A 19763-nucleotide genomic window follows, 5' to 3' on the forward strand; every position below is an offset into this window, starting at 1 on the left:
AGTTTTTTCTGAAACGGAATTGAATGGAATGTGTCAACTTTACGCTGTCAGGGTGATAAGGGCGATGTGCGTGCACACGCGTGCTCCTGCAATGTTGCGTTAGCTGTACGGTCGGATAATTGTGCCATCGACAAGGTGACAAACTGAGACTATCTGATTGCAATATGGGATGTATGGCCTGTAAGTTTCTGGTTAGATAGCAACCCGAATTCATACCCTGGAACAAATCTTAGAGTTTGAGGAGGGATTGTATTACAATGTGCTATTGCTTGATTCCCTAGTCTTATTCAATACGTTATAAAAATCCTATGGTAACAATATTGGTTGAAAAAAACCTGCTTTTCTGTCAGTTAGTGGGACGGCAGTGACCTTCATACATTCTTCGAGAACGAGTAACTATATAAATATTCAGAGAATTGCATGAGTGCGAGATCGTTACGTTCAATATATCAGTTAAAAATTACACTCAAATCGCTTCGACCACCGATATGGCGCAGATTTTTAATTGCAAGCGATACCAAGCTGGATGAGGTGCACCATACGTTACAAATTGTAATGGGATGGACAAATTCTCACTTGCATGAGTTCGAAAAAAACGCTGTGCGCTATGGGGAACTGGATGAAGGCTTCGCCTCAGAAAGTCAAGATGAGCGTAAATTTCGTCTCGAAAAGCTATTGAAGCACGAGAAAGAAAAATTGATTTATACCTATGATTTTGGCGATAACTGGGAACATGAAGTGCTGCTTGAGAAAATTATTCCTTTCGAGCATGGTTTGGTCTTGCCGGTTTGTATTAAAGGAAAACGCGCCTGTCCACCAGAAGATATAGGCGGTGTATGGGGCTATGCAGCGTTTCTGGAAGCTGTTTTGGACTCTGATCATCCCGAACATGAAGAAATGCTGGACTGGGTGGGTGAGGACTTCGATTCGGAGCACTTTGATCTCGATGAGGTCAATGGTTTATTGCGAAAATATTGCTAGAAGTCACTGACCGTCAAAATACCTGATGACTTTACAGCAGTGTTGCGAGAGTTGCTTGATTTTGCTTTTTTCTTCATGATTTTGATAAACAGTTTGCGCCTACAGTGCCGTGCATGGAACAGTGGATATGAGTCTTGAACCTGATTTAACCACACAACAGCTTCGTTATCGGGATATACGCAAGGTCACGCTGATTGGTTCTGTTATCGATTTTTTGTTGGGTGTTGCGAAAATATTTGTCGGCTGGATAGCGAATTCGCAAGCACTGATTGCGGACGGAATTCATTCGTTTTCCGATTTGTTTACGGATTTTTTTGTTCTTTATGCCGCCAAGCATTCGCACAAGGCAGCAGATGAAGAACATCCCTATGGGCATGGCCGCATCGAAACACTCGCAACAGTTGGATTGGGAATCGCATTGATCGTGGTTGCCTGTGGAATCGCCTATGATTCAGTCCGCCGGCTAAATGTACCCGAAATCCTGTTGGTGCCTGGTAGTCTGGCGCTGGTTGTTGCAATTGTGTCGGTTGTTTCCAAGGAATGGATTTATCATTATACCGTATCCGCCGCGCGCAGACTGCGGTCCGATATGTTGATGGCAAATGCCTGGCACAGCCGCTCGGATGCGATTTCGTCGATTGTGGTTGTGCTCGGTATCGCGGGCGCCATGTACGGATATCCCTATCTGGATGCGGTTGCAGCAGTAGTTGTTTCCGTCATGATTGCCAAGATTGGTTTTGATCTGGTTCGTTCCAGTACACGCGAGCTGATCGATACCGCGCTCGATCGAGATGAAGTCAGTGCTATTCGTAAACATATCTTTGATGTGAAGGGTGTGCGTGCGATTCATATGCTGCGGTCGCGCAAAAGCGCCGGTGATGCTTTTATTGACGTGCATATCCAGGTTGATCCGTTGCTCAGTGTGTCCGAAGGTCATCAGATCGGTGACGCGGTGCGTCAGCGTTTGCTCGATGCCGTGGATGTGGTATCGGATGTGACCGTACATATAGATCCCGAGGACGATGAGTCCGGATCGTCTTGTGGCAATCTGCCGCACCGGGACAAGATAATCACGGAACTTAAACAATGCTGGCCGCAATTGCCTGCTTCTGCAATTGAGGGTGTAACGTTGCATTATTTGTCCGGAGAAATCCAGATTGAGCTGGATTTGCCCATCCGGATTCTGCATGATATCGATAATGCCGCCGAGTTGGTGAGAGAGCTTAGAAAGGCATCTGGTGCATTGTCATATGTCAATGATATACAGGTGCGGTTTAAAGTTTAACTGCCGCGCTGTACGCCTTAGTCATCATGTTTTCTGCCGCGCCCCCGGTCATGTTTGTCGTGCTTGCCATGTTTATCGTAGCGGTCATATTTATCATGGTCATGACGATGGGCATTATTTTTATACCGGTGTTTTTTTTGGTAATCGTGGTCATCATCATAGCGCCTATTCGAGTCATAGTGTCTGTCCGGGTAGGGCCGCCCTGAATCATATTGGCGTTGCGGATAGCTCTCATAATGGCGGTGTTGTGGATTTTCATGGTGTCGGTGTTGATGGCTGTCATACTGACGATATTGTGGAATATATACGTTGTTGTACCAGTTCTCGCGTATAAAGTAGACTGGCCGGTTGCAGGCGTTATATTGATAACAATAGCGGTGCCATAACCGGGCATGACCGGGCGGTACATGTAAATAAATGGGCTGCTGCCCGATATATGCCGAAGGCCTGTGAATAATCACCGGTTCCGGATAAATCAGGTCGGGTACGGGATAAAAGTCGCCCAGATGAATTTCGCCGTAGAAACCTGGCTGACCAATTCTGACTGATATCCCCACATCACTTGCCATCACATGCGCGGATGTGATTGAAAAAACAGCCATGCTTATGACGCACTGTTTTATATACTGCTTGATGTTATTCATTGAGTCACTCCTGTTAGTGATGCAGCAGCTTGTGATAAAAGCCAAGCCGTTTGGCGCTGATTTTGCCAGCTTCTGCTGCCTGTATTAGCGTACAGCCGGGTTCGTTGACATGCCGGCAGTTATGGAATTTGCAGTGTCCGATATAGGGGTGAAACTCGATAAACCCCCAAGCCAGGTCTTCTATCTTGATATGATTAAGCCCGAATGCCTGAATACCTGGTGAATCTATAATATCACTGTCTGTGTCAATATGATAAAGATGGGTATGTGTAGTGGTGTGGCAACCCGAATCCAGAGCAACCGAAATTTCTGCTGTCGCGCGTTGCGCTTCAGGGATCAACGCGTTGAGAATGGTTGATTTTCCCATGCCGGATTGCCCGGCGAGAACGCTGACCTGGCCTTCAAGATAGGGTCTGAGCGGTGAAATATCCTGAACTGCGCTGATCTTGACCAGGGGATACCCTATTGATTCATACAGCGACAGTTTCTTTGCGGCACTATCAGACAGTTCGGTCAGGTCGGTTTTATTGAAGACAAGAATGGTTTGGATGTGTTCATTTTCTGCAGCAACGAGGCAACGGTTGATCAATTCTTCGCTGAAACTTGGTTCAGCAGCAACCACGATTATTATTTGCGTGACATTTGCGGCAATAATTTTTTCCTTGAAGAGATCGCTGCGGTATAGCAAAGTTTTGCGTGGATTGATTTTCTCAATTACACCCTGGCCGGGTGTTCCCGTTTGAATCTCTACAAGGTCGCCACAGGCAACACCGCTTTTTTTGCCACGCATGACACATGACAGTAATTCCCCATCGCATGTTTCTACGGTGTAATGTCTGCCGTATGCGGCAATGATGCGGCCTGCATGGTGGGGAGTTTTTTTTGCGGATTTTTTATTGACGGTGTTCAAACGGCGAACAGCTTGTCAATTTTGGCGGCGCAGATGAAATCATTTTCAGACAATCCGCCAATGGCATGGGTTGTATAAATAATATCGCAGCGATTATAGCCGACAATCATGTCGGGATGATGGTCTTCCTGATGCGAAATCCATGCCACGGCGTTAACAAAGGCCATGGTTTGGTAATAGTTTTTAAACGCATACTGTTTGTTGATTTGTTTTTCCAGTAATTGCCATCCATCGAGTTGCTGCAATAATCGAGATGCAGCATCGGAAGTCAGCGGTGCGACACCGCCTTCACAGGGTTTGCATTTTTTTTGTGTCAGCTCATTCATGGTTTTGTATTTTTAGCCTTTATCGAACTTGTAACTGATCTTCCAGATGCGCCACTCGTATTGCAGCTGGAGGATGCGAGTCATAAAATGTTGAATGCAACGGGTCAGGTGTCAGCGTTGCCGCGTTATCCTGGTAGAGCTTGACCAGCGCGCGAATCAGGTCGTCAGCGGATGAATTCTGTGCTGCATAGGCATCCGCTTCAAATTCATGTTTACGCGAATAAATACTTGAGACAGGATGAAACAAGAACGTGAATACTGGCATGACCAGGAAAAATAGCAGTAACGCCATGGCCGTTTCAGGGGTGGTGGCAACTGAAATGCCAAGTCCTTCATAAAACCAGTGTTGATTCATGAGGTAGTTCAGCAACCAGAAGAATCCGAGGCTCATGACAAACGAAACAATGATGCGTTTAATGACATGGCGATGCTTGAAGTGGCCTAATTCATGCGCAAGCACAGCTTCTATTTCGCCAGGCTTTAAGCTTGAGAGCAGGGTGTCGAAAAAAACAATGCGTTTGGTTTTGCCGAAACCGGTGAAATAGGCATTGCCATGCTTGCTGCGGCGTGAACCATCCATGACGAACAGTCCGCTGGACTTGAAGCCACATTTTTTCATCAACTGTTCAATACGTGTTTTGAGCGATTCATCTTCCAGGGGTGTGAATTTGTTGAATAATGGTGCTATCCAGGTGGGAAAAATCGCCAACAGGAATAAATTAAATGCTATCCATGCAGTCCAGGCATAGAGCCACCAGTTTTCGCCCATTTTTTCCATCAACCACAGGATGCCGAATAACAAGGGTGCGCCCAGTAAAAACATCAGCAATGCCTGTTTGACCAAATCGGCAAAAAACATACCCGGTGTCATTTTATTGAAACCGAACCGTTCTTCAATGACAAATGTACGGTAGTAGCTTAATGGAATATCAGCCAGCCCCATGATCATAAAAGTACTTATGATTAATACGATACCATGTATGATCGGGTTGTTTGTCCATTCAGCCCAGAAACTGCTGAGTGCGTTCAATCCACCGCCCAGCGTGAGTATCAGCAGAATAATGGTGTGCAGAAAAATGGCAGGGTAACCAAACCGTGTTTTTGCGCAGGTATAGTCGGCTGCTTTACGGTGATCAGCAAGGCTGATCTGGTCGGCGAATTTTTCGGGGACTTTGTTCTGGTGTGCGCGGACATGATTGATATGTCGCGCTGAAAGCCAAACCTGAACAAATGTAGTCAGAAGTAGTACACCAATAAAAATTAAAGTAAAAGCGTGCATAAATAATTATCTTTTTAAGTAATCAATGATAAAAGTGACGTCGAGTTATCAATATGACACAATAAAACAAATTACATTCAATCATTACTGTATCTTAATATTTTTATAAATTATGGCACAAGAAAGCACTAATCATAATCTTATCTGGATTGATATGGAGATGACCGGCCTTGATCCCGATAAGGATCGCATCATTGAAGTTGCAATTGTCATAACCGACGGGCAATTGAACAGGATTGCCGAGAGCCCGGTGTTGGTTGTCCATCAACCTAATGCGGTGCTGGATGAGATGGATAAATGGAATCAGTCCACACATGCTAAATCGGGCTTGATTGATAAAGTCAAAGCTTCTACGCTGACAGAAGCAGAGGTCGAGGCGCAAATGCTTGCTTTTTTGCAACACTATGTGCCGTCAGGAACTTCTCCCATGTGCGGCAATTCAATATGCCAAGACCGGCGCTTTATGGCACGCTGGATGCCGCAACTGGAAGCTTATTTCCATTATCGCAATCTGGATGTCAGTACTTTCAAGGAGCTCGTCAAGCGCTGGAAACCGGAAATTGCGTCAGGATTAAAAAAAGAAGGTAAACATGAAGCATTGGCGGATATTTATGATTCGATCAATGAGCTCAAGTACTACCGTGAGCATTTTATCGTGGCGTAACCCGTATTAGGGCACCTCTAAAAATTCATAATTCTAAACAAGACGAGGCGAGAACAAAAAATTTTGACGCAGCATATGATTGATATGTAAGGAAACATTTTTTGTAAACAACGAAGTATTGTAACGAAGTATGAATTTTTAGAGGTGGCCATTAGTCAATTGGTTCGGTCAATTTTCTATGCCAGCTGGTGTTTTTTTCGTAGCGCAATAACCTAAAGGTTTTTTTATTTATTAGTTAACAAAAAGGAGATAAAACATGCTCGATCAAAAAAAATGGATTTCCGTTGCAATTATCACTGTATTGTTTGTGTTCGTATTCAGTGCTGCTCCCGTTATTGCCCATGGTCCGGGGCATGATGACGATCATGATCATGATCATAATATGTGTAAACATTGTGAAAAGAAAATGTCCAAAATGGATGCTGACGGTGATGGCAAAATTAGCAGAAGAGAATTTATGAAGCATCATGGTGAGATGTTTGACAAACATGATCTAAATAAGGACCGCTTTCTTGATATGGATGAAATTCATTGGATGATGGAAGATATGCATAAGCATATGCATGGTCATGAAAAAGGAGAAGGACATGGCCATGGCCATGGCCACGGTCATGGAGGAGGGCATGATCATGGAGACGACCATGGTAAAAAAGGTCATGGGGAGGGCCACGGACATAAACACGATCACGGGCATGGACATGATGATGAAGCCGATGATGATTCACCTCACGGAAGTCACGGTGATGCGAAACATGGCGATCATGGCTAATGCTTGAATTGTGGATGGGTTAAGTGGGACATGGTAGTTATTGGTGTGCCCGGTGTTTGCACCAATAACTGTCAGTACCCATGAGCTAGATTGCACTTTTTGGCTATAGAACGACTATTTCCTGTAACGCGCTTGCCATGGACACTGACAAGCTCACTGGATTAGGCAATATCATGTGAATAGTGTATTAGTGCCGCAACCCGGAAGGTTCTTTGGCGGGCTGTTTTTGTTCAAGCGGCTGCGGATCGAGCACGGCGACAGTCAGTCTGTCGTCATTGAAATATTTTTCAGCAACCGTGCGAATTTGGTCTGCGGTTACAGCCTGTAATTTCTCTAGGATGATATCGATATCCTGATATGAAAGTCCGATACTTTCTAGCCTGCCGATTTGCATGGCCTGCGCAAAGATGGAGTCCAATTGATAGACATGGCTGGCAATTACCTGTGCTTTTACGCGGTTCAGTTCTTCTTCAGTGACATTGTTTTCAATAACGTTCTTGATTTCACCGCGTAATGCGTGTTCCAGTTCTTCAACTGTCTTGCCGGGGCTTGGCGTACCACTGAGCATAAACATGCTGTTGCCACGTCCTGTAGCGCCATAGCTTGCGCCGACAGAATTGGCTGTCCTGAGATTACGCACCAATGATTTATTCAATCGTGCAGAAGCATGGCCATCGAGTATACCCTCCAGCATTTCCAGTGCAAATGGTTCCCAGTCTTTTGCAGTATCACGGATGACGGGCGTGTGGTAACCCATAATCAGATAAGGCAGCTCCGCTGGCGCTTTTACGGTGATGCGTTTAATGCCAAGTTGAGACGGTTCGGTTTGAGGTTTACGTGCGTCAATGTCAAGCAGTGATCGTGATGGAATGCCGCCGTAGTATTTATTCGTCAAGGCTTTTACATTGCCAGGATCGACATCGCCAACGATGACAAGTATCGCGTTGTTGGGCGCATACCATTGGTCGTACCATTTGCGTGCATCATCTGCGGTCATGTTTTCGAGGTCGTTCATCCAGCCGATGACCGGGCGTTTGTATGGGTGTGACTGATAGGCTACCGCCATCATTTTTTCAAAGAGCAACGAACGCGCCTGATCATCGGTACGCAAACGCCGCTCTTCCATGACAACATTGATTTCCTTGGAAAATTCTTCATCAGTCAGCAATAGGTTATGCATGCGGTCGGATTCCAGTTCCATCGCCAGTGGCAGATGATTCTTGTGCAGTTGCTGGAAATAACCGGTGTAATCACGGCTGGTAAACGCATTGTCACGTCCGCCAGCTGCGGCTATGCGTTTAGAGAACTCGCCGCCGGGAACATTATTTGTGCCTTTGAACATCATATGTTCCAGAACATGTGCAACGCCTGTCACGCCATTTGTTTCATCAATGCTGCCAGCCTTGTACATCAGCAATGAAACGACAACGGGTGAACGATGATCTTCTTTGACGATCACTCTCAATCCATTATCGAGCCTGAATTCATGCGGGTTGGCGGTGACAATTGCTGGATTTGCCCAGAACTGGAATATGATCAGCAAGGCGCCGATCGAAAAAATTGTTGGGTGAACGGGTTTCATTTTTGCTTACCTAAATGTGACTAAACAGAATAAAATTAAGTTGTGTGAAAATTTAATGCAACTTGGATAGAGCCTACCAGAATGTTTAATTTTTTTAAATCTAAAAACAAAAAACCCGAGCAGCCTGATCAATCTGAAACATCAGAAGCAGTTGTCGAAGCCTCTGAAAATAAAGCAGCAGGGGCAGAAGACAGGCTTGTGGTCCGGCCTGAACCTGGATATGCTACGGACTCGGAGCAGAAATCGGAATCGCATTCCGGCACGGCAACTGAGTCAGAAGACGAAGCAACAGGTGAAGCCAAGCCGCTCAGTTTTGCGAGCAAAATCCGGTTTGGTCTGTCGCGTACACGCCAAAATCTGGGTAAACAATTATCCAGTCTATTTAGCGGTGGGGGGAAAATCGATGAAGCGCTCTACGAAGAACTTGAAACCATTTTGCTAACAGCGGACACCGGTGTGGATGCAGCTACCTGGCTGCTCGAAGATTTGCGCAAACAAGTTAAAAAGAAAGGCCTGGCTGACGCGGCGCAACTCAAATTGGCGCTCAAGGAATCGCTCGTCAATATGCTGAAACCCCTTGAAAGATCGCTGGATACTACGACAAACAAACCATTTGTAGTCATGATCACCGGTGTGAATGGGGTTGGGAAAACAACATCAATCGGTAAATTGGCCAAATATTTTCAATCACAGGGCAAGTCGGTTTTGCTTGCGGCCGGAGATACCTTTCGAGCTGCTGCACGCGAACAGTTGATTGCCTGGGGAGAACGTAATGACGTAACGGTTATTGCACCCGATAGCAGTCCAGATAAAAAAAGTGATCCGGCTGCCGTGATTTTTGATGCAATCAATGCAGCCAAAGCACGAGGAATCGATATCGTCCTGGCGGATACGGCGGGTCGATTAACGACGCAGATGCATTTGATGGAAGAAATTAAAAAGGTGAAACGCGTCATTGCCAAGGCCATGCCGGATGCGCCGCATGAAGTGTTGCTGGTGCTTGATGCCAATACCGGTCAAAATGCTGTTACCCAGGTGCAGGCATTTGACGAAGCGCTTGATGTGACCGGGTTAATTCTGACCAAACTCGACGGCACGGCTAAAGGCGGCGTCGTTGCCGCAATCTGCGGCCAGTATCCGCAGGATCCGCCTGCACTGCGCTTCATTGGCGTTGGTGAGGGCGTGGACGACTTGCGCCCATTCAATGCTGAAGCGTTTGTTGACGCCATATTTGATTAACGGGTTAGTGATGTCCTTTAGTCCAAAAAAACAATTTGTATCCTTACAGGTTGAACGAATGCACACGAATTTTTCTGAGTCTTGGTATGTTTTGGGTAGCTTCGATATTCTGCTAAATAATTAGCTATTCAAGGGGCGGACTGCCAATGATCCAATTTAAAAATGTCAGCAAACGGTTTCCAGACGGTTATATTGCGCTGAACAATGTTGACCTAGACATCGATGCAGGTGAAATGGTTTTCGTCACGGGACATTCGGGTGCGGGTAAAAGCACGTTGCTGAAATTGATCGCGGCAATGGAGCGTCCGACGTCCGGCAGCATTACAATCAGCGGGCAAAATATCGCCCAGCTTAAACCCGGTGCGTTACCTTTCTTGCGGCGGAAAATCGGTTTTGTTTTTCAGGATCATAAACTGTTGTTTGATCGCAATGTATATGAGAATGTGTTGTTGCCGCTGCAGATCAGTGGTTTTGATCAATCAGTTGTGGCAAGCCGGGTTCGCGCAGCACTGGATAAAGTCGGTTTGTTACGAAAGGAAAAATCAATGCCTATCACGCTTTCCGGTGGAGAGAGACAGCGGTTATGCATAGCCCGGGCTGTGGTACACCGGCCTTCTATTCTGATTGCGGACGAACCAACCGGGAATCTCGATATGGCCTATGCGCGCGACATTATGGCTATGTTTCATTTGTTCAATCAAGTGGGTGTGACAGTGTTAATTGCCACACATGATGCGGCATTGCTTGAAGACAGACAGCACCGGATTTTATCGTTGCAACACGGGAAACTGATGTCATGATTAAAGCCTGGTTGAGTCAACATATGTTTGTGTTTGTTTTGGCTTTGAAACGGATTGTATTAACACCCGTTACCAGTTTGCTCAGTATTCTGGTGATGGGAATTGCGTTTAGTTTTCCGGCCGGTATATACATCCTTGTGGAAAATCTGCATGCAATTAGCGGTCAGACAGCTACCGTACCGCAAATGAGTCTTTTCCTAAAGCAGGATACTGCACAACAAGATATCGATGAAATCAGGCGGCGGCTTGAAGAAAGTGATCAGATCGTGCGTTTTCAATTTGTTTCAAAGGCTCAGGCATTACATCAATTACAGCAAAATAGTGGACTCAATGATGTTATGCGTAGTCTTGGATATAACCCTTTGCCCGATGCGTTTATCGTTGACACGCTGGATGCAAGTGCTAATGCACTGGATCAGCTACGTGCCGTCATGCAGGTGTGGCCGGGCATTGAACATGTACAGTTTGATTCGGACTGGGCTAATCGTTTGGATGCGATACTGAATTTTGGTCATGTGGTTGCTTTGATGTTGTTTACACTGCTCAGCGTTGCCATTATTGCAGTGATGTTCAATACTATCCGCTTGCAGATACTGACAAAAAGAGAGGAGATAGAAGTCTCCAAACTGATCGGTGCAACAGATGGTTTTATTCGGCGACCATTTTTGTATTTTGGCGCCATCCAGGGGTTGGCGGGAGGTATTGCGGCGTGGTTGATTATTGCACTGGCGCTGCAAACGATGAATCATGAACTCTTGGAACTTGCCCGGCTTTATTCAATCGATTTGCATTTAAAGCATCTGTCGACGGAAGACGGTATCAGTTTGTTGCTGTTTGCAACATGGTTGAGCTGGTTGGGTGCGCGCCTATCCGTTGCAAGTCATTTATGGCAGATCGAACCCTAACATGAAGCTGATCGGGGAGGCGAAAAAGAGGGCCGAATTAATTTGACATAATGATGAACTATTTGTTTAATTCGCACTCTTAGGATGAGAGTGCTAAAATAAAAATATGTTAGTTTTCTATATTGTTAAAAGAGGAACAAAGGAGAATACCATGACGTACGCTTTAACGATGCCTTCAATGGGAGGAAGTCTCGAAAGCTATATCCAGTCAGTTAATTCCTTTCCTATTTTGTCGCAGGAAGAAGAAATGAGACTGGCAAAACGTTTGCGGGATGAAGATGATATCAAAGCTGCACAGCGATTGATTTTGTCGCACTTGCGTTTTGTCGTAACGATTGCAAGAGGATATAAAGGCTACGGTTTGCCACAAGCAGATTTGATCCAAGAAGGCAATGTAGGTTTAATGAAAGCTGTCAAACGTTTCGATCCTGAACGTGGTGTTCGTTTGGTTTCCTTTGCAGTGCATTGGATCAAAGCCGAAATCCACGAATTTATCATGCGTAACTGGCGTCTGGTCAAAATCGCAACAACCAAACAGCAACGAAAACTGTTTTTTAATCTGCGCAGTATGAAGCAGGGACTGGATACCATGAGCCCCCGTGAAGTCAATGAAGTTGCCGAACAGCTCAATGTTAAACCTGAAGAAGTAATTGAGATGGAAAAGCGTTTCAATGGCAATGATATTTCACTTGAACCGTTGTCAGAAGATGAAGGTGAGAGCAATTATAGTCCAATTGCTTATCTAACGGATGGTTCGGATCCATCGCAGGTGCTCGAGGCTGCACAGGACAGGTTTATGCGCGGTGAAGGTTTGCAGCAGTCACTTGCCAGTCTTGATGAACGCAGCCGTCATATTATAGAGGCACGCTGGCTTAGGGAAGAAGATACTGCAACATTGCATGAATTGGCTGAAGAGTTGGGTGTTTCGGCTGAACGGGTGCGTCAGATCGAAGCAAAGGCTATTCAGAAAATACGCCATGTGATGATAACAGAGTAAGTGGCGCAGTCCTGACACCGCATAAAAAAACCCTCAGAAGTAATGAGGGTTTTTTTATGAATATAAATCTGGTTTGTGAATTAATGACCTGAATGGCGCATATGCTTAATCGCTTCCTGCATATGTTTTGCGCCTTCTTCAGCATGTCCCATTTTGCCGTGCTTGATTGACTCTTCCATATGCTTAAGGGCTTCGGACATATGCTCATGCGCTTCAGCATGTGCTTTTTCAGCTGCTTTTGCATGATGCAAAGCTTTTTCCGCATGTTTTACCATTACGTCTGCATGGCCGTCTTCACCATGTGCAAGCGCTTGCCCAGCATGCTCCATGGCTTCAGAAGTATGTCCAGCGTCGGAAGCCAATGCTTGATTGCTCAGGAACAAAGCCAAAACGCCAATTGCCAATGTCGTTGATACCTGTTTCATAATGATCTCCTTATTGTATGTAGCTATGAATTTATATGGATAGCCCTGTGTAAATGCGCTTGCATTTTATTACTACATAAAATTCTTAAACAAGCACATGGATATACTTATAACATAAAGCAACGAAGAAAAACATAAGTATGAATACCTAGGGACGTTGCAGTAATAACGATGATTCGCGGTAGTGTTGACAAATTTGAGCATTTAGCGATGCTATAAAGGCTCTTCTGGTGCAAAGATTTCATTGATTTGGCTAAAGGATGCGCCCGGCGAGGTTCCGCCGCCGATTGCGTAGAGCCGTTCGTTGACGACTGCTACTCCCAGTCCATGACGTGCAGTTGGCATGGGCGCCAGCGTTACCCAGCGGTTTTCATCAGGGCGATAGCTTTCGTTTTGGTTAAATGTTCCTTCGCCGGATTCTCCGCCGAGCACGTATATCTGACCATTGATAACGCCAGCGCCAATTCCGCTGCGTGCAGTGGGTAAACTGGCTTTGTATTGCCACTGGTTGGTGTCGGGATTATACGATTCCACCACGCTTGTATTCTGCCGATATTTTAAATTGGATCGGCCGCCGATAGCATAGATTCTGGAAGCCGCTGTAGCAACGGCCAGGTGATCGCGGGGCGCCATAAGTGGTGCGGCTGCTGACCAGCTATCGGTTTTTGGGTCATAAATTTCATTTGCGCCTGAGTTTTGTTTCCCATCATAACCGCCTATGGCGTATATTTTTCCCTGATAAACAGCTACACCAAGCGCGCCGCGAGCTGTGGGCATTGGAGCTACTTTTCGCCAAATCTGTGTGGCTGGGTTAAACTGATAGACCGTATTTACTGCGTGCCAGACAGAAAAACCTGATTTTGAAAATCCGCCGATGATATACAGAAAGCCATCAACTGCAGCAATACCGGCATGGTGCCGTCCTTCAGGTAATGGCGTTGTTGTTGACCAGATGTCTGTTGCCGGGTCATATATTTCAACATCGCGGCTGATCGCAAAATCCAGAACGCTACTCAGTCTTGGTTGATTAAAACCACCCACGGCATAGATTTTGCCATCGAGTGCTGCAGCGGCGATTTCAGTGCGCTTGGTGGGTGCGGACGCACCTTGGTTCCAGGTGCCGGTTGCAGATTCGGCTATGACCGGTATTGTATTTGTAAGTAAAAAAAGGACAATGAATGTTGCTGGTATCGTTTTGTGCTTTAACATGTGGTGTTTTCCTGTTTTTAAAATCCGGTTGGTCTGTAGGTAAGATACTACAAGATTAGAATGCTGCAATGCTTAAGGATTGCGAGGGATTGATGAGCAGAATAACTGCATGATTGATCGATAAAACATCGATTATCTTGAGACTCTTGTTATCAACCCAAAATTGCCCTGATGCGGGTTCTCAACTATTTTAAATTGCTGTTACGGTTACATTTCATTAAATTATGAAAAGTACAATTTGTCTTTGCGGTGGCTATGGTGCCGGATACTTTTCCTAAGTACTATTGTCTGTATTCAACGTTTTCTGTAAAGGGGTCGAGATGGATCGAAGCAAAAACAAAATTACCGTCTATTATGACGGCGCCTGTTCCAGTTGTGTTAAAGATAGAGAAAGTTACGAGAAAATGGCAAGTAAAGCAGGTGAAGACGTTTGCTGGTTTGATATAACGGGGCAAGATGAGCAATTGCGTAATCTTGGGATTGATCCGTACAAAGCCATGACTGAGCTGCATGTCAGTGATCAGCATCAGAATGTTCTATCTGAACTGGATGCCTATATTTTGCTGATGAGTCGTGTGCCCCGTCTAAAGCCGCTTGCTTGGTTGATCGGTTTGCCAGTGATTCGGCCTTTATTGTCAATGCTTTACAGGGGGATGGTTGAACGCCGGCTAAAGGCAAGTGGGCGCTTGGAATCGGAATGAGAAAATACAGGTTTTTGGAATATTTTTCTGGTTAACTTGATGATTATTTGCAAATGACTGCTATTTGTTGGATATGGCTATGATAGTATTTGGTTTTGATCTAAATCAGTGTGAATTTTATTAGAATCAATAGATAATGAAAGAATTTTATCAAAGCAAATCTTAATTTTTGTCAATAAAATTATAAGAGGATTAGATGATACCTGAGAAACATGATTTACATCATGAGTTTCCTGAACATCATGAACGCATTCATGCGTTGAAGGTTGGTAATGCCCATTTCGCAAAAATGTTTGAGCAATATCACGATATAAACCGGGAAGTTCGCCGTATAGAGGAGGGTGTGGAAAATACATCCGACGAATATCTGGAAGATTTAAAAAAGAAACGTTTGTTGTTAAAGGACCGGCTCTATGAAATGATCCTCCATACATAGTTATTGAACGTGAGGGAGTTGCTGAAATTATAGGTCAAGTGTAACTAGTTCACTGTATAAATTTTGAATGTTATCGGCTGATAATTCTTCGCTCATGTAAAACTTCTGATGGCCCGGTTGCGGTTTTAACCTGACTTGCATAAGGTGGTCTAATAGACGAGCTTCTATTTTGCTGGTGAAGAATCCATGCTTGAGTAGCAAGTGCGTGCGTATGGCGGGCCAGCAGCGGCTAAACAATGCAGTATCGCTAATATACATAATCCATGCACTCGCCAGTCTTTTATAGTGCTGTTTTTTATAAATCAAAAACCCATACTGATCTTTCTCACTGAAGAACAGGAATTTAAGCCATGGAAAATCAGCATGATCAGTATACTGTTGCGCAATATGGGCCGGCAAATGCATTTTTGCTTGTTCAATATCCAGATGGCTTACCACTTTGCCCGATCCGCTTACTGACGGCACATTAAGAAATATCAAAAGCGCATCATTCAATGGTTTGAATTTTAAATACTTAAAAATTTCCACGCCTTCTTTATTCGGTGAAAACATGGTAAACGTGTATCCTTTCTGACGAATTAACGCTAACACCAAGTCAATACTGCGTGTGCGAAAATCAGAAAGCACACACCAGCTATGCGGATTACAAAACCGCCTCTGGCTACCTGCAATATTTTGTTCAGAATAAATGGCACATAGAACACCCACGATCTGGGCGTTATTTCTTAACATGAAGCCATAATTTGGCGCATCTGATAACCACGATCTACTGATCCCTTGCTTCCATTGCTGCGGTGTAAACCGGTCGCTCATATGGTGATGTAAGAAACATGCAACTTCATCAAGATCGTTGATACTGATCGGGCATAATACCGTTTTGTCGGCAGTAAATTGGTTACTTGACATTGTTTAATCGGAAGGGTTATCCAGTGAGGTAAGGGCGTCCAGCATAACTTCGGCTGTTTTTTGCGACGAGTCTATATTTACGCCGCTTGTTTGATCGGTCAGCATTCTGGGTAACCGGGGGATCATAAATTTCCAGTTCGGCAATTTAACAGTCAGTTGCCGAATCAGGGCTTCAACTGCAGCTTTTGCTGCAATATATTCATTGAATTCCTTTTGTGGTTGATCCAGAAAAATTGTAGAAGGGACAAATACTGTCATTTTCTGTTTGGCATACAAGGAATCAGATAGAAAGTTTTCTATTAATTGCCCGAAACCGCTTAGATAATAATTGCAGAATTTCTGAAAAACCGCATCATCCCAAACCAGGTGTTCACCTTTTTCAATCAACGGAGAAGCAAAGTAATAAATATGCGTTACACGTTCATCTGCGGAACAGTCCATGTTCACAGTTTTTGAAGGTGACAAGACATCGTAGGAAACCGCATCGCATTTTCCACCATGTGATCGGATGTCGCTGACTATTCTATCCGCGTCATCCTTGCCCCGATAGTATGTAATCACGGGATGGCCGCCGCCAGCCGCTATCAATTTTGCCGTAACTTCTCCGATACCGCGCGATCCACCAATAATAAGCGCCTTTTGATTTGCGAATTGATTTTTCGGTACAATCGCCTGTAATTCAATATACTTTTCCTGGGAAACCGGCTTGGGCCGAAAAAGCGCAGTGATTTCACCATTTGCAGTATTATGCGTTACACCGAGTGTAATCATGGAGAAGCGGCTATCATTTTTTGTGACGTTAAAATGCATCTTTACATCGCTGACTGACGGATTCTGAACAAAATGAACATTTAATCCGGCAAAAACTGAGTGTAATCCCGGGCATTTCATGCCGACAATCCTGGTCAATCCCAGTAATACCGCTGCTTGATAATCAGGCAGGAATTGTTTGGCATGCGGGAACAAAATTTGCATTAATTCTGGATTCCAAACCAAGTCGAATGTACTTTCCATACCCAGTGCATCTTCAAACCCTAACACCACGGGTTGCGGCTTACTCGCTGAAATGGGTGCATTTTTTGTAATTTCAGGCCCTTTGCCGTTCTCCGTTAATACCAAGGTGATATCCTGAGCACGCCTGCCATGAACCGACAATCGCAGCTTTTGATCATGCCATGTTGATTGATAGCTGAATACTTCAACATGATCGCCATGTAAAATAGGCCTGGTAAAGTGAGCTTTTATAGCGGTCAAAGACACAGGGCGGTCCAAATTCATGAGAAGTATGTCAAGCGCTTTAAGAATGCCGCAGACCCCATGAATCACAGTTGAACCATACTGATAACGGCGTGCGAGTATGGGGTCAACATGCAACGGATTAAAATCACCCGAAGCTTGCGCAAATTGGCAGCTTGTCGCCTGATCAACCTGAAATGCTCCTATGTTTTTCCAGCTCATTTTATTTTATTAACCGCTTTTATACTATTACAGACGATTTTTCCACCTTAATCGGAGGATTTCGTTTTTGATATTGTTCAATTGAAAGCTCCCAAACTTCCCCGGAATCATTCGAATAAGCAAATTCAAATCCGAGTTGTGGATAATGCTCCTTAACGAGTTTGTTTTTTTCTGTCGGACGGTAAAATCCGCGCAGTTTATGCATACCTTTTGAACGCGCAAGTGCAACCAATTCATCGCATACTGCTTCCTCAACTCTGCGCTTAATGACCCGGCAACTCATCAACCAGGTATCGATTTCCAGACAATCGCCATTGATTCTGCAAATGACAACACTGATCATGCCATTATCACCAAATTTATCCTGCAAGTGGATTTGAAAGGTTATATTTTGGTCTGATTCTTCAAACTGTAGCACCTCGGCTTCAGTATAGCGATATGTCGTCAAATTAAACTGGTTGGTTTTGTTAATCAGCTGTACCACGCGTTTACGGCCCATTTCATCGAAAGGTGCAAAACGTATGTGCATCTCCAGAGAAATCAGATAGTCTTCCAGACTGGGTGCGGTCTTCTGAATTTCCTGGCGCCGGAAATTACTGGCATACTGCGCATTGCGTTGCGCGTCATCAGCGGTAAAATCAATTTTCTCAAAATAACGTGCCGCGCATAATATTCCCAGAAACTGTGAAGGATCTTTGGGTAATTCCGGTACACTGATTTCAGGCAACATTGTCCGGATAATTTCGCGTTCTGCCGGATTATCGTCGACAAAAACAATAGCATCGAGTCCAATATTCAGTATTTCTGCTATACGACGAATATTCGACGCTTTATCTTCCCAGTTGGCGATAAAAACTGCGAAATCCTCTTCCTGCAACAACATCCCAGAATGTTTCTGAAATACTTCCAGGGCGGTATTTTTTTCATTCTTGGAGCATACCGCTATAATAACACCCAGTTCTTTTAACGTTTTTACCCAGTGTTGAATCGCTAAAAAGGATTCGCCGATTGGATGCCCTTGTCCGATGTGGATTCCTTCCAATCCGTCATCACCAATTACACCGCCCCATAGTGTATTGTCCAGATCAAGTACCAGGCATTTCTTGCTTTTGCCACGTAATGCTGTGATCAATTTTGTCAAATACTCAGCATAAAACGGGATGAATGTATTGGCCATCGGAACCCTTGACGTATACCATTGCCTTTCGTCAAACCATTGGCAAGTGCCGACCATATTGGCCATTGTTGAAACATCGAGCATAACATCGGCACTGTTTCTTACATCGTTGGCCAATGTGAGATTAAATTCGGTGATAGACCTACGTAACATGCCATCAAGCTGGGCATCAAAATTTCCACTTAATTCATAGGGCGGGCAGGCGAGTGTTTGCGTTATACAAATCATACCGCCATTATTTGTAAATGATTCCCTGATTTGCTGCAAATATGAAAATGCCTTATGACTGGATTTGCCTTCAAAAGGGGCAGAATCTTTGGCAAAAAAGGAATAAGCGCGATAATCGAGTGCCAGCAAAACGGCATCCAGTTTTGATTGATTGAGTTTTGAAGCCGGATCTAATGCTTCTTGCGCCACTTGCCCGAAATCTGCAATTATTACTTCAAGGTTCACGCCATTTCGCATTGCCGCAGTTACCAGTGGTGGCGTTATCAAATCCATTGTGGCATTGCTCACGATTCCTAATTTAAATGGTGTCAATGTGCCGTACAGTACAGCACGTATTTCTGCGCTGAGTTTTTGTATGGCTCGATATAAGCGATTGGATTGATTAATGGTTAACGCACAATTTGCTAATGCAAGTATTTCTCTAACTGGTTCTTTGTGGCTTGCCAGCATGGAGCAGCGTTCATTAAAATTATCTGTGGGCTTGAGTAACCAAGGAAGATCGTGCATGAGAAATCAGAAAAAAGTATTTTATTGTAACTTCTCGCTTAATAGGTCCACAATAGTGGCTACGTTGTTCATGTTCGTTATTTCATCAAGATCGAACTGGACGCCGAAACCTGCTTCAATAGCAGTCAACAATCGGATATGACTCAAACTGTCCCACTCTTCAATATCATCTCGTGCCATATCAATTGAAAAAGTATGATTAATTTCCGTAAAAGTATCCTGAAAAATCAGTTCCAGCTGCTCGAGTATTTCTGCCTTGTCTTGCTTCATTATTCGAATCTTCCAAATTATTAAGAAAGTCAGTTGTACGCTACTTGGTTGTCAATAAATACTAT

At 44.5% G+C, this 19763-nt stretch carries 21 protein-coding genes; 10 read left to right on the top strand and 11 right to left on the bottom strand.

Translation table 11 applies throughout. From position 1 onward, the window contains the following. The first annotated feature begins 420 nt into the window (after nucleotides 1–420). Both MRK00_12485 and MRK00_12490 read left to right on the top strand, forming a co-directional pair. Entirely contained in the window at nucleotides 421–981 is a 561-nt protein-coding gene (locus MRK00_12485) for a plasmid pRiA4b ORF-3 family protein (GenBank protein ID MDR4518187.1), read from the top strand. A 127-nt stretch (nucleotides 982–1108) separates the two neighbouring features. Continuing rightward, on the top strand, nucleotides 1109–2266 hold the full coding sequence (locus tag MRK00_12490) for a cation diffusion facilitator family transporter (GenBank protein ID MDR4518188.1): 1158 nt from the start codon (nucleotides 1109–1111) through the stop codon (nucleotides 2264–2266). 17 nt (nucleotides 2267–2283) lie between these two features. Here the strand turns inward: MRK00_12490 and MRK00_12495 are convergent, their stop codons facing one another. Genes MRK00_12495 through MRK00_12510 form a run of 4 tightly spaced genes read right to left on the bottom strand, consistent with a single transcriptional unit; the run spans nucleotide 2284 to nucleotide 5425 of the window. Beyond that, nucleotides 2284–2910 carry a hypothetical protein gene (locus MRK00_12495; protein MDR4518189.1) on the bottom strand — a complete coding sequence of 209 codons (627 nt, stop codon included), beginning with the start codon at nucleotides 2908–2910 and terminating at the stop codon, nucleotides 2284–2286. Nucleotides 2911–2923: 13 nt separating this feature from the next. Then, entirely contained in the window at nucleotides 2924–3820 is an 897-nt protein-coding gene (rsgA, locus tag MRK00_12500) for a ribosome small subunit-dependent GTPase A (GenBank protein MDR4518190.1), read from the bottom strand. Then, nucleotides 3817–4146, bottom strand: coding sequence for a 4a-hydroxytetrahydrobiopterin dehydratase (locus tag MRK00_12505; protein MDR4518191.1), 330 nt, complete (start codon nucleotides 4144–4146; stop codon nucleotides 3817–3819). The genes rsgA and MRK00_12505 overlap by 4 nt, the downstream gene beginning before the upstream one ends. 19 nt (nucleotides 4147–4165) lie before the next feature. Beyond that, nucleotides 4166–5425 carry a M48 family metallopeptidase gene (locus MRK00_12510; GenBank protein ID MDR4518192.1) on the bottom strand — a complete coding sequence of 420 codons (1260 nt, stop codon included), beginning with the start codon at nucleotides 5423–5425 and terminating at the stop codon, nucleotides 4166–4168. Nucleotides 5426–5537: 112 nt separating this feature from the next. On the opposite strand from MRK00_12510, the gene orn reads away from it, so the two are divergent. Then, entirely contained in the window at nucleotides 5538–6089 is a 552-nt protein-coding gene (gene orn / locus MRK00_12515) for an oligoribonuclease (GenBank protein ID MDR4518193.1), read from the top strand. 256 nt (nucleotides 6090–6345) lie between these two features. Next, nucleotides 6346–6858, top strand: coding sequence for a hypothetical protein (locus MRK00_12520; GenBank protein ID MDR4518194.1), 513 nt, complete (start codon nucleotides 6346–6348; stop codon nucleotides 6856–6858). Nucleotides 6859–7045: 187 nt separating this feature from the next. Here the strand turns inward: MRK00_12520 and MRK00_12525 are convergent, their stop codons facing one another. Further along, nucleotides 7046–8440, bottom strand: coding sequence for an insulinase family protein (locus MRK00_12525; GenBank protein MDR4518195.1), 1395 nt, complete (start codon nucleotides 8438–8440; stop codon nucleotides 7046–7048). 81 nt (nucleotides 8441–8521) lie between these two features. On the opposite strand from MRK00_12525, the gene ftsY reads away from it, so the two are divergent. From ftsY to rpoH, 4 genes are all read left to right on the top strand, one after another. Beyond that, the gene (ftsY, locus tag MRK00_12530; protein MDR4518196.1) at nucleotides 8522–9679 is read left to right on the top strand and encodes a signal recognition particle-docking protein FtsY; all 1158 of its coding nucleotides are present in this window, start codon (nucleotides 8522–8524) and stop codon (nucleotides 9677–9679) included. Nucleotides 9680–9825: 146 nt separating this feature from the next. Then, nucleotides 9826–10479 (top strand): cell division ATP-binding protein FtsE, encoded by a 654-nt coding sequence (ftsE, locus tag MRK00_12535; protein ID MDR4518197.1) that lies wholly within the window; start codon nucleotides 9826–9828, stop codon nucleotides 10477–10479. Next, a complete protein-coding gene (gene ftsX / locus MRK00_12540; protein ID MDR4518198.1) occupies nucleotides 10476–11384 on the top strand; it encodes a permease-like cell division protein FtsX in 909 nt (302 codons plus the stop codon). Before ftsE ends, ftsX begins: the two co-directional genes overlap by 4 nt. A 151-nt stretch (nucleotides 11385–11535) precedes the next feature. Then, complete coding sequence (gene rpoH, locus MRK00_12545; GenBank protein MDR4518199.1) at nucleotides 11536–12381, top strand: RNA polymerase sigma factor RpoH; 846 nt, start codon at nucleotides 11536–11538, stop codon at nucleotides 12379–12381. 80 nt (nucleotides 12382–12461) lie between these two features. Here the strand turns inward: rpoH and MRK00_12550 are convergent, their stop codons facing one another. Both MRK00_12550 and MRK00_12555 read right to left on the bottom strand, forming a co-directional pair. After that, on the bottom strand, nucleotides 12462–12806 hold the full coding sequence (locus tag MRK00_12550) for a metal-binding protein SmbP (protein ID MDR4518200.1): 345 nt from the start codon (nucleotides 12804–12806) through the stop codon (nucleotides 12462–12464). Between the two features lie 213 nt (nucleotides 12807–13019). After that, a complete protein-coding gene (locus tag MRK00_12555; GenBank protein MDR4518201.1) occupies nucleotides 13020–14015 on the bottom strand; it encodes a galactose oxidase in 996 nt (331 codons plus the stop codon). Between the two features lie 320 nt (nucleotides 14016–14335). Here MRK00_12555 and MRK00_12560 point away from each other — a divergent pair, with 320 nt between their 5' ends. Both MRK00_12560 and MRK00_12565 read left to right on the top strand, forming a co-directional pair. Then, entirely contained in the window at nucleotides 14336–14716 is a 381-nt protein-coding gene (locus tag MRK00_12560; protein ID MDR4518202.1) for a DUF393 domain-containing protein, read from the top strand. 196 nt (nucleotides 14717–14912) lie between these two features. After that, a complete protein-coding gene (locus MRK00_12565) occupies nucleotides 14913–15152 on the top strand; it encodes a DUF465 domain-containing protein (GenBank protein MDR4518203.1) in 240 nt (79 codons plus the stop codon). 27 nt (nucleotides 15153–15179) lie between these two features. Here the strand turns inward: MRK00_12565 and MRK00_12570 are convergent, their stop codons facing one another. From MRK00_12570 to MRK00_12585, 4 genes are read right to left on the bottom strand one after another with little or no spacing between them, the layout of a single operon-like run. Continuing rightward, nucleotides 15180–16058 carry a hypothetical protein gene (locus tag MRK00_12570; GenBank protein ID MDR4518204.1) on the bottom strand — a complete coding sequence of 293 codons (879 nt, stop codon included), beginning with the start codon at nucleotides 16056–16058 and terminating at the stop codon, nucleotides 15180–15182. Nucleotides 16059–16061: 3 nt separating this feature from the next. Then, nucleotides 16062–17516 (bottom strand): SDR family NAD(P)-dependent oxidoreductase, encoded by a 1455-nt coding sequence (locus tag MRK00_12575; protein ID MDR4518205.1) that lies wholly within the window; start codon nucleotides 17514–17516, stop codon nucleotides 16062–16064. 19 nt (nucleotides 17517–17535) lie between these two features. Beyond that, nucleotides 17536–19428, bottom strand: coding sequence for an HAD-IIIC family phosphatase (locus MRK00_12580; protein MDR4518206.1), 1893 nt, complete (start codon nucleotides 19426–19428; stop codon nucleotides 17536–17538). 21 nt (nucleotides 19429–19449) lie between these two features. Further along, nucleotides 19450–19698 carry an acyl carrier protein gene (locus tag MRK00_12585; protein ID MDR4518207.1) on the bottom strand — a complete coding sequence of 83 codons (249 nt, stop codon included), beginning with the start codon at nucleotides 19696–19698 and terminating at the stop codon, nucleotides 19450–19452. Nucleotides 19699–19763 lie beyond the last annotated feature (65 nt).

The sequence above is a fragment of the Nitrosomonas sp. genome, assembly GCA_031316255.1.
Taxonomy (GTDB): Bacteria; Pseudomonadota; Gammaproteobacteria; order Burkholderiales; family Nitrosomonadaceae; genus Nitrosomonas.

Excerpts from the sequence above, each read along its gene's own strand:
- MRK00_12495 (MDR4518189.1), bottom strand. The coding sequence starts at position 2,910 with ATGAATAACATCAAGCAGTATATAAAACAGTGCGTCATAAGCATGGCT.
- MRK00_12550 (MDR4518200.1), bottom strand. The coding sequence starts at position 12,806 with ATGAAACAGGTATCAACGACATTGGCAATTGGCGTTTTGGCTTTGTTC.
- MRK00_12565 (MDR4518203.1), top strand. The coding sequence starts at position 14,913 with ATGATACCTGAGAAACATGATTTACATCATGAGTTTCCTGAACATCAT.
- ftsY (MDR4518196.1), top strand. The coding sequence starts at position 8,522 with ATGTTTAATTTTTTTAAATCTAAAAACAAAAAACCCGAGCAGCCTGAT.
- ftsX (MDR4518198.1), top strand. The coding sequence starts at position 10,476 with ATGATTAAAGCCTGGTTGAGTCAACATATGTTTGTGTTTGTTTTGGCT.
- MRK00_12580 (MDR4518206.1), bottom strand. The coding sequence starts at position 19,428 with ATGCACGATCTTCCTTGGTTACTCAAGCCCACAGATAATTTTAATGAA.
- MRK00_12585 (MDR4518207.1), bottom strand. The coding sequence starts at position 19,698 with ATGAAGCAAGACAAGGCAGAAATACTCGAGCAGCTGGAACTGATTTTT.
- MRK00_12510 (MDR4518192.1), bottom strand. The coding sequence starts at position 5,425 with ATGCACGCTTTTACTTTAATTTTTATTGGTGTACTACTTCTGACTACA.
- MRK00_12485 (MDR4518187.1), top strand. The coding sequence starts at position 421 with ATGAGTGCGAGATCGTTACGTTCAATATATCAGTTAAAAATTACACTC.
- ftsE (MDR4518197.1), top strand. The coding sequence starts at position 9,826 with ATGATCCAATTTAAAAATGTCAGCAAACGGTTTCCAGACGGTTATATT.
- MRK00_12560 (MDR4518202.1), top strand. The coding sequence starts at position 14,336 with ATGGATCGAAGCAAAAACAAAATTACCGTCTATTATGACGGCGCCTGT.
- MRK00_12520 (MDR4518194.1), top strand. The coding sequence starts at position 6,346 with ATGCTCGATCAAAAAAAATGGATTTCCGTTGCAATTATCACTGTATTG.
- MRK00_12505 (MDR4518191.1), bottom strand. The coding sequence starts at position 4,146 with ATGAATGAGCTGACACAAAAAAAATGCAAACCCTGTGAAGGCGGTGTC.
- MRK00_12490 (MDR4518188.1), top strand. The coding sequence starts at position 1,109 with ATGAGTCTTGAACCTGATTTAACCACACAACAGCTTCGTTATCGGGAT.
- MRK00_12555 (MDR4518201.1), bottom strand. The coding sequence starts at position 14,015 with ATGTTAAAGCACAAAACGATACCAGCAACATTCATTGTCCTTTTTTTA.
- MRK00_12525 (MDR4518195.1), bottom strand. The coding sequence starts at position 8,440 with ATGAAACCCGTTCACCCAACAATTTTTTCGATCGGCGCCTTGCTGATC.
- MRK00_12570 (MDR4518204.1), bottom strand. The coding sequence starts at position 16,058 with ATGTCAAGTAACCAATTTACTGCCGACAAAACGGTATTATGCCCGATC.
- rpoH (MDR4518199.1), top strand. The coding sequence starts at position 11,536 with ATGACGTACGCTTTAACGATGCCTTCAATGGGAGGAAGTCTCGAAAGC.
- orn (MDR4518193.1), top strand. The coding sequence starts at position 5,538 with ATGGCACAAGAAAGCACTAATCATAATCTTATCTGGATTGATATGGAG.
- MRK00_12575 (MDR4518205.1), bottom strand. The coding sequence starts at position 17,516 with ATGAGCTGGAAAAACATAGGAGCATTTCAGGTTGATCAGGCGACAAGC.